This window comes from Singulisphaera sp. GP187 (genome assembly GCF_900129635.1).
Classification (GTDB): Bacteria; Planctomycetota; Planctomycetia; order Isosphaerales; family Isosphaeraceae; genus Singulisphaera.
The window spans coordinates 2,456,775-2,469,133 of the sequence record NZ_FSRB01000001.1; the positions used below are offsets into that span (position 1 = coordinate 2,456,775).

The 12,359-nt window shown below is 63.4% G+C and carries 9 protein-coding genes; 5 read left to right on the plus strand and 4 right to left on the minus strand.

Annotated elements, in window-relative coordinates; all coding sequences use genetic code 11:
• The 5 genes from BUS42_RS09585 (at window position 1) to BUS42_RS09605 (ending at window position 4,831) form a co-directional block, all read left to right on the plus strand.
• Window positions 1-324 carry a hypothetical protein gene (locus BUS42_RS09585; RefSeq protein WP_074306717.1) on the plus strand — a complete coding sequence of 108 codons (324 nt, stop codon included), beginning with the start codon at window positions 1-3 and terminating at the stop codon, window positions 322-324.
• Window positions 321-1,994 carry a sodium/pantothenate symporter gene (locus BUS42_RS09590; protein WP_074306718.1) on the plus strand — a complete coding sequence of 558 codons (1,674 nt, stop codon included), beginning with the start codon at window positions 321-323 and terminating at the stop codon, window positions 1,992-1,994. The genes BUS42_RS09585 and BUS42_RS09590 overlap by 4 nt, the downstream gene beginning before the upstream one ends.
• 63 nt (window positions 1,995-2,057) lie before the next feature.
• Window positions 2,058-3,548 (plus strand): M81 family metallopeptidase, encoded by a 1,491-nt coding sequence (locus tag BUS42_RS09595; protein WP_074306719.1) that lies wholly within the window; start codon window positions 2,058-2,060, stop codon window positions 3,546-3,548.
• Window positions 3,548-4,402 carry a carbon-nitrogen hydrolase family protein gene (locus tag BUS42_RS09600; protein ID WP_074306720.1) on the plus strand — a complete coding sequence of 285 codons (855 nt, stop codon included), beginning with the start codon at window positions 3,548-3,550 and terminating at the stop codon, window positions 4,400-4,402. The genes BUS42_RS09595 and BUS42_RS09600 overlap by 1 nt, the downstream gene beginning before the upstream one ends.
• A 6-nt stretch (window positions 4,403-4,408) precedes the next feature.
• Window positions 4,409-4,831 carry a ribosomal maturation YjgA family protein gene (locus tag BUS42_RS09605; RefSeq protein ID WP_074306721.1) on the plus strand — a complete coding sequence of 141 codons (423 nt, stop codon included), beginning with the start codon at window positions 4,409-4,411 and terminating at the stop codon, window positions 4,829-4,831.
• A gap of 165 nt (window positions 4,832-4,996) precedes the next feature.
• On the opposite strand, the gene BUS42_RS09610 is transcribed toward BUS42_RS09605, so the two are convergent.
• The 4 genes from BUS42_RS09610 to BUS42_RS09625 all read right to left on the minus strand — a co-directional run bounded on the left by BUS42_RS09610 (window position 4,997) and on the right by BUS42_RS09625 (window position 12,359).
• A complete protein-coding gene (locus tag BUS42_RS09610; protein WP_074306722.1) occupies window positions 4,997-6,256 on the minus strand; it encodes an SGNH/GDSL hydrolase family protein in 1,260 nt (419 codons plus the stop codon).
• An 82-nt stretch (window positions 6,257-6,338) separates the two neighbouring features.
• Window positions 6,339-7,754: a DUF1501 domain-containing protein gene (locus BUS42_RS09615; RefSeq protein ID WP_074310900.1), complete on the minus strand. Its 1,416-nt coding sequence runs from the start codon at window positions 7,752-7,754 to the stop codon at window positions 6,339-6,341.
• 30 nt (window positions 7,755-7,784) lie between these two features.
• The gene (locus BUS42_RS09620; RefSeq protein WP_074306723.1) at window positions 7,785-11,087 is read right to left on the minus strand and encodes a PSD1 and planctomycete cytochrome C domain-containing protein; all 3,303 of its coding nucleotides are present in this window, start codon (window positions 11,085-11,087) and stop codon (window positions 7,785-7,787) included.
• Window positions 11,088-11,411: 324 nt separating this feature from the next.
• Window positions 11,412-12,359, minus strand: a complete 948-nt coding sequence (locus tag BUS42_RS09625; RefSeq protein WP_083670116.1) for a tetratricopeptide repeat protein — start codon at window positions 12,357-12,359, stop codon at window positions 11,412-11,414.

The window sequence follows — 12,359 nt, forward strand, 5'->3', positions numbered from 1 at the left end:
GTGTCCGGAAACATCGATCCCGTTTTGAAGCATTCCCGACGCGAGGCGATCATCATCGGGGTGGCCTGGCTCATCTCCACGACGTACTGCTGCGCGTACTGTTACTGGGCCGGCTACATCCGCGAGGGGCGGCCGCTGGGCGTTCAGGACGTGCGGCCCATTTTTGGGATGCCGTCCTGGGTTTTCTGGGGAATCATGGTCCCCTGGCTGTTCTGCTCGCTCTTCACGTTCTGGTTCGCCGGCTTCTACATGGCGGACGACGACCTGGGCGCGGATCACACGGGCGAGCTCGAGAGCGACATCCGGGAAGGGGGCCTCCAATGAATCCTGTTCAGGCCATTCACGCTCAGCCGCCGACGCTCATCGCCTTGCTCCTGTTCACGCTCATCTCGCTCGGATTGGGCGTGGTGGCGAACCTCGCCCAGCGCAAGGGGACCTTCCTCGAGAAATACTTCCTGGGAGGCCGTTCGCTCGGTCCGTTCGCCGTGGCGTTGACCGCCGCCGTGATGAGCGGGGGCACGTTCGTCGGGTTCCCGTCCCTGGTCTACAGCTTCGGCTGGGTTGTCGCCCTCTGGATCGCCTCCTACATGGTCGCCCCGGTGACCGTGCTCGGGATCCTCGGCAAGCGGATCGGCCAGCTCTCGCGCAAGACAGGCGCGATCACCCTGCCCGACCTCTTCCGCGAGCGGTTCGGTAGCCCGGCCCTCGGCCTGATGACGAGCCTGCTGGTGATGTTCTTCCTGATCTGCAACCTTGTCGCGCAATTCTCCGCGGGCGCCCGGATCATGAAGATCGTGCTCCCGGTGGAAGCGACCTCATGGTTCGCCAGCGCAGAGCTCGCAGACTCGTCGAACGCCGGCTACTACCTCGGTCTGGCGATCTTCACCGCGACCGTCGTCGCCTATACGACCTACGGTGGGTTTCTGGCCGCGATCTGGACCGACGTCTTCCAGAGCATCATCATGGCGATCGGGGTCATGCTCCTGCTCCCCCTGGCGATGAACGCCTCGGGCGGGTTCGCGCAGGCCACCTATTCCGGTATGGCCCAGACCGACCCTGGCTTCGGCTTCGGTCCGGGCGCGGGGCGAGCGTTTCATCCACTAGGCCTCGCCATCTCGTTCTTTTTCATGTGGGCGATTACGGGGATGGGACAGCCATCGACGCTCGTTCGCCTGATGGCGTTTCGCGACTCCAAGACGCTGCGCTATTCCATCATCTATCTCACCATTTACAACGCGTTGATCTACATCCCCTTGATCTTCATCTTCGTGGCCGCCCGGAGCATCCTGCCCAACCTGGCGTCGTCGGATGATGTGATGCCGAGTCTCGTCATCAAGCTCGCCAACCCTTATGTCGCCGGCCTGATCCTGGCCGCGCCTTACGGGGCCGTCTTGAGCACGGTGAGCGGCTGGCTCCTGATCGTCTCCTCGGGCCTGGTGCGTGACCTCTACCAACGCTTCTTCCGCCCGACCGCGACCGAGCGTGAGATCGCCTGGGCCAGCTACTCGACCACCGTGGGGATCGGCCTGATCGTCGCGGTCGTGGCGCTCAGGCCACCCACTTATCTGCAACTCATCATCGTCTTCTCGAGCACCGGAATGGCGGCGGCGTTCCTGATGCCGGCGCTGCTCGGCTGCTTCTGGCGACGGTCGACAGCCGCGGGAGCGATCGCGGCGATGGCCACGGGGACCGCCGTCACCCTCGGCCTCTACGTGCTCGGCACCCTTGGCCCCGAACGGTTGCACCTCGGCTGGCTCTTCGGCCCCAACCCGGACATTGGAGCGGAAAGCTCGTTCCGGCCGTACTACCTGCTTGGGCTCGACCCTTGCATCTGGGGACTCTCGGCGTCGCTCGCGGCCGGCCTGATCGGGAGTTGGCTCTCGCCCCTCCCCCCCGAAGAGCGGGTGGCGCTCCTTTTCGATGCGCAACCGGCCGATGCCCCAGCACCTGCCACGCTGGACTTGCATCCGGAGATCAAAGTCAGCACGGCCTGAGCGTAAGGCAAGGCAATCCCAATGGAATGATCCGACTCTTCCCGACCCTCTGAGGGCTTCGCGATGGCCAGAATCGCCATAGGCGGTCTGATGCATGAGTCGAATTCGTTCGCGACCGGTCGGACGGACCTCGCCGCGTTCCAGTCGGGTGGACTGGAGACCGGCGACGGGATCTTCCAGCGCTGGGGCGAAGCCCATCATGAGGTGGGCGGATTCTTCCAATCCGCCACCAAGAACGGATTCGAAATTGTTCCGACGTTGATGGGTTGGGCGACTCCGTCCGGCCCGTTAACCTCCGAAACCTACCGCGAGCTGACCGATCGGCTGCTCCAGGCCTTGCAGGAGGCCGGGCCCGTCGACGCCGTTCTGCTGGCACTCCACGGCGCGATGGTCGCCGATGGCGAAGACGACGCCGACGGCACCTTGCTCGCCAAGGTGCGCTCATTGATCGGCCCGAGTCGCCCCTTGATCGTCACCCTCGACTATCATGCCAATGTCTCCCCGCTCATGGTGTCCGAGTCCCATGCCCTGATCGCCTATCGAACCTACCCCCACGTCGATCAGCGTGCGCGAGGCAAGCGGGCGGGCGACCTCGCCTGGCAGGCCGCGACCGCACAGATCCGGCCGACCCAGGCGATGAGCAAGCCTCCGATCCTGATCCACCTGCTCGCTCAGGAGACCGATCGAGAACCGATGAAAGGCCTGATCGGCGGGCTCGAAACCCTCGAGCGGTCTCAAGGATTCCTCGACGCCAGCATCCTCGCCGGCTTCCCTTATGCCGACGTCGCGGCCACCGGGCCGACCTGCATCGCTGTGACCGACAACAACCTCGCGCTCGCTTCGGAAATGGCCGAGCACCTGTCCGCGAGCATCTGGAGTCATCGACATCAACTCACGGCCAGTCCCCCTGATGCTTCCGTCGCCGTCGCCCGCGCCCTCGCGACAGACCGGACCCCGGTCATTCTCGTCGACCTGGGCGACAACATCGGCGGCGGTTCGGCGGCCGATAGCACCGTCTTGATCCACGAACTGCTCAAGCAAGGGGCGACCCGGTCGATTGTCGTGCTCTACGACCCGAGGGCGGTCGAGATGTGCCAACACGCCGGCGTCGGCGGCTCCGTCTCACTCTCGGCGGGGGGGAAGATCGATCGCAATGCGTTCCCGTTGGAGGTAACCGGATTCGTTGAGGTGCTCCATGACGGACGTTATGTCGAGGAACTTCCCAGACACGGCGGAATCAGGAACAACGACCAAGGCGCCACTTCGGTCGTCAGGCTCGAGGGAGAGAACCGGGTTGTGCTCACCTCGTTGCGTCATCCTCCCTTCAGCCTCGGTCAACTGACAAGCCTGGGAATCAAACCGGAGGATGCCCGGTTCATCGTGGTCAAGGCAGCCGTCGCCTACAAGGCAGCCTACGCACCGATTGCCGGCACGATCATCGAGGTCGACACCCCTGGATTGACCGCGTCGAATCCGGCACGATATACGTATCAGAGAATCCGAAGGCCGATCCTTCCTCTCGACCCTGAACCCGTAGTCGAGGCCGTCGTCTGATGAACGAGCCAAGTCCGATCCGAATCGCCGGGGTCCAGATGGACGTCAAGATCGGCGATGTCGCGGCCAACCGCGCCGCGATCGTTGACCGGATGAGCGTGGCCGCCGCCGCGGGGGCCAAGCTCGTCGTCTTCCCGGAGTGCGCCCTGTCCGGCTACGGTTTCGAGAGCCGCGAAGAAGCGTTGGCGTTCGCCGAGCCCATTCCGGGGCCAAGCGTGCAGGCGATCGAAAGCCATTGCGCTCGGCTCGGAGTCGCCGCCGTCTTCGGCTTGCTCGAACGCGACGGCGATCGCCTCTACAACGCCTGCGTACTCGTCGGTCCATCGGGGGTCATCGGCTCTTACCGCAAGGTGCATCTCCCGTTCCTCGGTGTCGATCGCTTCGCCGATCCGGGTGATCGTCCGTTCGCGGTCCAGGAGTACAACGGGTTACGCGTTGGCATGCACATCTGTTACGACGGCGCCTTTCCCGAGTCAGGCCGCGTCCTCAGCCTACTCGGTGCCGACGTGCTCCTGCTGCCGACGAACTGGCCCACTCATTCGGAGTGTGCGGCAATTCATATGATCGCCTGCCGCGCCATGGAGAACGTCGTTTATGCCATGGCGGTGAATCGAGTCGGCGAAGAGCGCGGCTTCCGGTTCATCGGCCGCAGCTCGATCGCCGGCCCAAACGGCGAGATTCTCCAGTCCGCCGGCCCGGACACGGAAGAGATCTTGTACGCGGAGATCGACCCCGCACGATCCCGGCAGAAACGGCTGATCCGGGTCCCTGGCAAACACGAGGTTGACCGGATCGCCGACCGCCGGCCCGATTTTTATACCGAGTTGGTTCGACCGAACACGCCGCGGGACTGAGCGACGATGGACCGGCCTCGAAGTCGCAGCCGCCTGTTTCTCGCCGCGATTCTCGTGGTCGGGCTCGGTCTTGGCTCGCGCCGATTCGCGGAATTTCTGCCTCAACCCATCCGTCTCTACGCCGGCGACATCCTCTGGGCGCTGTTGGTCTATCTCGGCTTGATCTTCGTGCGGCCGTCGTTGTCCCGGAGCATGGCCGGCACGCTCGCGCTGAGCTTTGCCCTGCTGATCGAGATCAGCCAGCTCTACCATGCGCCCTGGATCGATTCCCTCCGCGCCAATCCCCTGGGCGGCCTGGTCCTCGGATTCGGCTTCCTCTGGAGCGACTTGGTCTGCTACGGCGTGGGCGTTTCGCTCGGGTTGCTCCTTGATAAAGCCCTTCGCCGGCATCTTCCAAAACCGAGCCACGCACGTAGCGTAGCGGAGTAAGCGTTCCGATGGCGATCGGCATCTTCTCAAACCGAGCCGCGCACACAGCGGAGTAAGCGTCCTGGTGGCGCCCGGCTTTTCGGTACGTCAGACTGGGACCGCTTACTCCGCTGTGCTGCGTGCGCCGCTCGATTCAAGCAAGGATCATCGCCCGAGACCTCGATATCAGGACTTCGGCTTCAACTCGTAGCGTCGTGGTTTCGGCTGGGAGGCCGCACGCTGCTGGTCGACAACCTCGGCCTCAACGCGATCGAGATCGGCGATCGCTTCATCCAGATGCGCGGACTTGATGCTGCTCAGCGGAACCTGAACAGATCGCCAGCGCGTGAAGTGAACATTATTGTGCTTGAGCGTCAGGTTGTGAACTTCGCTCGCCTGCTTGTTCATCGGCGTCGCAAGGAGGGCCAGGTTGATGCCTTCGGCAAGCTGGTCCTTCGAGAATGATCCCACCTCTTCGCCATCAATGCTCAAGACATAGTCGGAACCCTCGAGTCCCGAGACCTTGAGCGGCTGCTGGTCGAGATCTTTCACGAAGTCGGACGAGTTAACCGCCAGCTTGATGACGTCGTCTTTGAGGTCGGCCGGGAACGGAAGCGACTCGTCGAGCTGGGTCCATTTCAAAATGCCGTCGTTCCACTGAACGTCCGAGACCTTGGTCTTCTCCGTCTGGATCTTGGGTTCGCTCTTGGATTCGAGCTTGATCTGCACGTCGGAAACGAGGGCAGGCGCATCCCAGGCATCGAGCAGAGCGGCGGCCATCAAGAGTTGTCCCCCCGCGGCAGGATGAACTCGATCGGGATTCAACTTCTTGGCTTTTTCCGGGTCGGTCTCGAACGCTTTCTTGGTCGCGTCAACGACCGACGTGTTCAGGTCCGCAAGCTTGGCGTGTTCCTTCTCCGCCAGTTCCTTGAGGAAGTCGCCGTAGCGGACCAGGACAGCGTTATACCCTTTCTCAAAGACAGGAGGTCGGGTGACGTCGTCAAACGGGGAGGGCCGGATCAACGTGAGTTTGACCTCGGGAAGCTCCGCCTTGACCTTTTCGACGATGCGTTCCATCCCGGTCGCATAGGTCTGGAAGATCTGCTCGTCGAACGGGCGATAGCTGCCGTCGTTCATGCCGAGCATGATCGTCATCACCGTGGGTCGGTAGGCGATGACGTCCCGCTTGAGCCGGGTATCGATCGGACCTCCACCACCACCGGTCACGCGGTCACCGCCCCAGCCCGAATGAACGAAGGAGACGTTCAACGATGGGAATCGTGTCACCACGTACGTCTCGACGAACGTCGTGTAGAGACGCTGTTCGGTGATGCTATCTCCATAGAAAACGACTCGATCGCCATCCTTGAGGTAAAATGGCTCTTCCGCAAGCGCCGGGGGCGCCAGGGCGAGAACGAGATAGGCGACAATTCGAGCGGCTCTCATGCAAGGTTCCTTTTGCTGAAACATGAACAGGCGGGGGGTCAGTTCCCGGTCTGAAGCGGGAAAGCGGCTGGTGGAGCGAGGCTCAGGCAAGAATCGGCTTGATCACGTTACCGAAGACGTCGGTCAGGCGGTAGTCTCTGCCGCTGTAGCGGTAGGTGAGCTTGGTGTGGTCGATGCCCATCAGGTGGAGGATCGTGGCGTGGAGGTCGTGGACGTGGACCTTGTTTTCGACGGCGTGCCAGCCGAACTCGTCGGTCGCGCCGTAGGTCATTCCCCCCTTGATCCCTCCGCCCGCCAGCCACATTGTGAAGCCGAACGGATGGTGCTCGCGACCGTCGGTCCCTTCGGCCGTGGGGGTCCGACCGAACTCGCCGCCCCAGATCACCAGGGTGTCTTCGAGGAGACCTCGACCCTTCAGGTCCTTCAACAGCGCGGCGATCGGCTGATCCGTCGCGGCGCAATTGTTGGGAAGTTCCTTCTTGAGTCCGCCATGTTGATCCCAGAGTTGGCAGCTCGCTCGTTGCGCGGTCTGGGTGTGATAGACCTGAACAAACCGGACGCCGCGTTCCGAGAGGCGACGCGCCATCAAGCACTGGGTGGCGAAAATTCCGGTCGTGGGATCGTCAAGGCCATAGAGGGCCCGGGTGGCTGGTGACTCGCGGCTGACGTCGAAGGTCTCGGGCGCCTGACGTTGCATACGATAGGCCAGTTCGAACGACGAGATCCGGGAGCTGAGCTGGCTGTCCTCTTGGCGCGTTTGCAGGTGTCGTTCGTTGAGCAGCTTCAATGTGTCGAGCTGGGCGCGTTGACGATCGAGCGAAAGGCTTGGGTTCGCCAGGTTGGCGATCGGGTTCTTGAGGTCGGCGACGAGCGTCCCTTGATAGGCGGCGGGTAAAAAGCTCGACGTCCAAAGGGGTGCCCCCTGGGCCGGTTGCGCCGGGCTGATGACCAGATAACCCGGGAGGTCCTGGTTCTCGCTGCCGAGTCCGTAGAGGAGCCACGAACCGAGGCTCGGTCTCGAGAACGCTTGTTCCCCCGTGTTCATCTGCAGACAGGCGCCATTGTGGTTGATGTTGTCGGCGACCATCGAGCGAATCACGCAGATGTCATCGATACATGAGGCCACATGGGGAAAGAGCTCGCTGACCTCGGTGCCCGATTGACCCTGTTTGCGAAACTTGAACGGTGACTGGAGCAGGTTGCCGGTTTTGGTCCGCACGAGGTGGGGCATGGCGAACGGCAAGGGCTTGCCATTGTCGCGTTCGAGCCGAGGCTTGGGGTCGAACGTATCGACGTGCGAAGGCCCCCCCGACATGAACAGAAAAATCACGCGTTTCGCGCGGGGGGCGTGCATCGGCCGTTTCACCGCGAGCGGGTTGGCTTTCCCCCAGTCGGCACGCGCTTCGGCGTCCAGTAGACCGGCCAGCCCGAGCACGCCGAATCCGTTGGCAAACGTCGAGATCGCCTGACGGCGGCTCATGCGTGAGGAGATAGGCATGGCATTCCCTTCCATCGAGGGCGGATCGCCTCAGTCGATGTAGATGAACTCGTTCGTGCAAAGCAAGAGCTGGCAGTAGGCGTCCCAGGCCGATTCCCGCGGTCGACTGGCGGCAAGGTAGGCGAGGCCGATCGCTTTCTCAGTGTCATCGACCGGACGTCCGAAGAGAATCGAAAACGCCCGCTCGATCTTGGCGGTGTCGTCCCGGTCGGCCGCTCCCAGTCGGGCGGCAAGGGCCTGGGCTTGTCGCATCACGAATGCGTTATTGAGGAGGAACAACGCTTGCGGCGCAACCGTGGAGACGGTCCGCACGTCGACCATCGCGGTCGAGTCGGCGGCATCGAAGAGTGGGCCGAACGACGAACGGTCGGAGCGGATCGTCATAAAATAGAGCGTTCGCCGCTGGTTGTCGAAGTCGCGAATCGCGGGGCCCTTCATGGATCGATCGAGCTGGCCGGAAACGGCCAGGAGGCTGTCCCTGATCGCTTCCGACTCCAGCCGGCGACGGTTCATTCGACCGTACCATTGGTTACCGGGATCCGCCGCCCCGGTTTCCGCCACGGGATTGCTCGCCTGCTGATAGACGGAAGTACGCATCATTTCACGATGCATTTGCTTGATCGACCAGCCCGACTCGACAAACCGTTTGGCCAGGTGGTCGAGCAGTTCGGGGTGAGTCGGACGCTCGCCGAGCTTGCCGAAGTTGCTGGGAGTCCGCACGATCCCGGTACCGAAGTGTTGCTGCCAGATCCGGTTGACCATCACTCGCGCAGTGAGCGGGTGCTCAGCGCTGGCCAACCAGCGCGCCAGCTCGAGCCGGCCGCTTCCCGAGGTGATGGGAGGTTGCTCGCCGCCCCCCACGATCAAGGGGAAATGGCGAGGAACGAGCTCCCCGAGTCGCGAATAAGAGCCGCGAAGATGGACCCGGACGTCGTGGACACCGGCGTGCGGGCTATCCGGTACGCCCCCCTCCTGCGCTCCGTTGGCGAGCGGAGTCGGAGCCGTCGCCACGATTTTAAGTGCGTTCAGCTCCTCACGAATTTGCGCGAGCTTAAGAACCGAAGCCTCGGGCAAGGAGGTTTCGTCGGCGTCCATCCTGATCCAGAACGGGCTGCCCTGATCGACCCGGTGGTAACTCGCCTGGAACTGATGCGCGGCCCGCTCGAGCGCGGCTCGATCCGCGGGTGCGTTCTTGAGGACCCGTTCCCAAGGTTCGAGTGCCTGCTTCGCGTCGGCGGAAAACGCAACCGATCGGACGTCCCCCTCCCTATCCTCGAACCGCCAGACGGCCTCGTGGCCCAGTCGATCGGGATGCGGGTTCGACTGGAGCGGTTGTTCCATGAGGTCGCGCGAGAGCTGCCAATCCCCTTGCCCTCCTTCGGCGGCGATCACCAAATCCACCGTGGTCGTATCACACGTATGACTATTCTTAGGGAGGACCTGAAGCTCGAGCCGATCCCCCTTCTCGACCTCGAGCGGAGCCAACGACTTTTCATCGAGCCGATGGCTTCCCCCATTCGGGATCTCACCGCGGGCCACCTCATGCTTCGAGACGCGCGAACGTTGCACGAGCGACCAGGCCACCCCATCACCACCCGAGGCGTCGGCATCCGCCAGGTGGCCAGTAACCGCCACCCGACCCGAGATGGGACTGGTCCAGGAGACCGCGACTCCACTGCTCGGCCCAGGGTGGACCGCGACTGAACGAGCCGGCAGCCTGAACGTGAGGAGCGCCACCTCCTCACCCGTCGTGTTGACGGTCAGGGACGGGCAATCGCCTTTGCCTTTCCAAGCTTGGAGACCGAGCCGACCCGCGACGTCGCGGACGGAGGTGGTCATCAAGGGATAATCACCCCCCAGGCCCAGGTCTTCGACCCACTGGCGAAGCGCATACGGGTGGAGTTTCCGCGCCGAGGCGAACTCCCGCAACGACGGGGAGGACGGCCCGTCAGCTTGGGACCGAAACTCCCAGGCGGCGATCATATAACGAGCCGTCTGCGAGATCAAATCGCGAGCCAGTTGCGATTTCGCTTCCTTGAGCAGATTTTCAAGCCTTTTCTCGAGCGTCACGACGTCCTGCTTCGCGCGCTCGCGGCGGGCGAGTTCCGCTCGGGAGACGAGGGGGATTTGAAGCATGGGCGGACCGCCCGTCTTGGCACCGACGTTGGGAAGGATGTGGCTGCTGAAGAAGATTCCGGCAAGTCCGTAATAGTCGCGGGTCGGGATCGGGTCGAACTTGTGGTCGTGGCAGCGGGCACAGGCGACCGTCAGCCCCATGAATGACCGGCTCACCACGTCGACCTGATCGTCGGCGATATCGGTCAAGAGCTTCTCTTTGTCTGCGTCTCCGCCCCCCCAGTTTCCGATCGCGAGCATCCCGGTTGCGATCGTTCCGTCCACGTTGAGGCCATCGGGCTCGGGCGGGGGGAGGAGGTCACCCGCAATCTGGTTGATCAGAAAGTCGCGATAAGGAAGGTCGCGGTTGAAGGCGGCGACCACCCAATCGCGATAGCGCCAGGCCTCGGCGATATCTCCCGCGCCCCCCACTCCGCGCGCATCGAACGAGTCGGCGTAGCGAACGACGTCGAGCCAGTGGCGTCCCCACCGCTCGCCGTAATGCGGCGAGGCGAGCAAACGGTCGACCACACGATTGAAGCTCTCCGCGGACGAGTCGGCGAGGAAGGCGTCAACCTCTTCGGGAGTCGGCGGCAAGCCGGTCAGGTCGAAGGTGGCGCGTCGGATCAACGTTCGTTTGTCGGCGGGCGGGGCGGGGCGAAGTCCCTTGGCCTCGAGCGGCGCGAGGATGAACCGATCGATGTCGGTTCGCGCCCAGGCCCGATCCTCGACTTGCGGGACGCTGACGGCACGCACCGGCTGGAACGACCAGAATCGGCGTTGTTCGTCGCTGATCTCCGCGCCCGGTTTGCTGGCCCCGGCGACGGGCGTCTGGGCTTGGGAATTGGGCCAGGGCAAGCCCATCGCCACCCAGCGCGTCAGTGTGGCGATCTCACGGTCCGCAAGCTTCGCCTTGGGAGGCATCCGAGGTTCATCGAGATACTGGATCACTTCGATCAAGAGACTCTCGCCGGGAGCCCCGGCGACTGCCGCGGGACCGCTCTCGCCCCCCTTGAGGATCGCCTCGCGGCTGGTCAGCCTCAGCCCTGCTTTCGGCGTCTCACGATCGCCATGGCACTGGATACAGTGCTCGTGGAGAACGGGACGAACCTCGTTCTCGAAGAAGTCGCTCGCCGCCGCGTCAGGCTCGCCGGCGAAGACCGAACCCGAGAGCAATCCCAGTCCAAGGAGCGTGAGGCAAACGGTGCGGGGGTGCATGGCGGGAAGTTCTCCCCGAATCCCTGGCGGGACGGCGGGTGGGGTGGAGTTCAAGGAGTGTTCTAGCCTATGCAGGCGGTCTGTCGCACGACCGCCTTGGTTGGACCCGTCGGCGGATTGGGAACCTTGAACGGAGCGGGCTGAAACGGCCGGATCCTGGAAAATCGCCAAGCCCGGCCCGCATCACTGCCAACCGGTTAGATCAGAGTGAACGTTCATCGCAAGTGAGAACCATCCGGCCGGCGGGGCTTCAGTGCGTCGTTCGATTCCCTCTCGAGTTTTGCGCGAAGCCCGCCGGATTTCAAGTGCCAAGTCCAGGAGGTTTCACCTCGGCGTGGGCAACGGATTCGGCAACGGCACGACCGAGACCGGTGTCACACTCGGGCCGGTCGTCCGCCGAATGCTGGCATCGGCAGCCGGAACGGGAGGTGGAATCGTCGTGGCAACTTGCGCGGCTTTCAAGTCCTTGGCGTCGAGAGCGGCCAAGGCCTGGCGTGCCGGTGCCAGGTTGGGCTGCAACTCGATGGCCGTCTGGTAGTGGGCTCGCGCCTGATCGTTCTGGCCCATCGCCGCGAGCAGATAGCCGAGGTTGGCGTGCGCGATCGCGGTTCCGCCCGCTTTGCTCAAGGCGATCAGGGCCTCGTCAGTCTTCCCCGCCGCGGCGAGAGTCAACCCTAGGTTCGTCTGGATCCTCACGTCGTCGGGCGCGAGCTTGGCGGCCGTCTTGAGGTTCCGCTCGGAATCGGCCCAGCGGCTTTGCAGGTAGTAGCTGTACCCGGAGTCGTTCCAGACCTTCGCGTCGTCGGGGCTCGCTTTCAACGCGAGTCGATAATGATCCTCCGCCTGGGCGAACCGACCGAGTCGGTCGAGAGTGCCTCCGATCCGACGGTGGGCCAAGGCCTGTTTCTCACCACTCCCTTTGATGCCCGCCCCGAAACCACGGCGGGCGCAAGCCTCGAGTGACTTCTGGTACTCGTCCAGAGCGGCCGAGTACTCCTTCTGCGACTCGAAGACCCGACCGAGTTCGAGGTGGACGTTGAATTCTTGATCTTGAGTGACGTCACGATGGAAGTCCGTCTTCGCCACCGAGGGATCCTGCTTGGTGCCTGCCGTCGTGGCGACTTGTTTCTGATGATCCTCACCACCGCGTGGGACGGTCTGGCAGCCCACGAGAGAAGTCAGAGCGCAAACCAATCCAAGTACCGTCCCTGGCCACAACATCGCGGCCAAGGACCGGTTCCGCCACACTCGGCGTGTCCATGAATGGTTCAT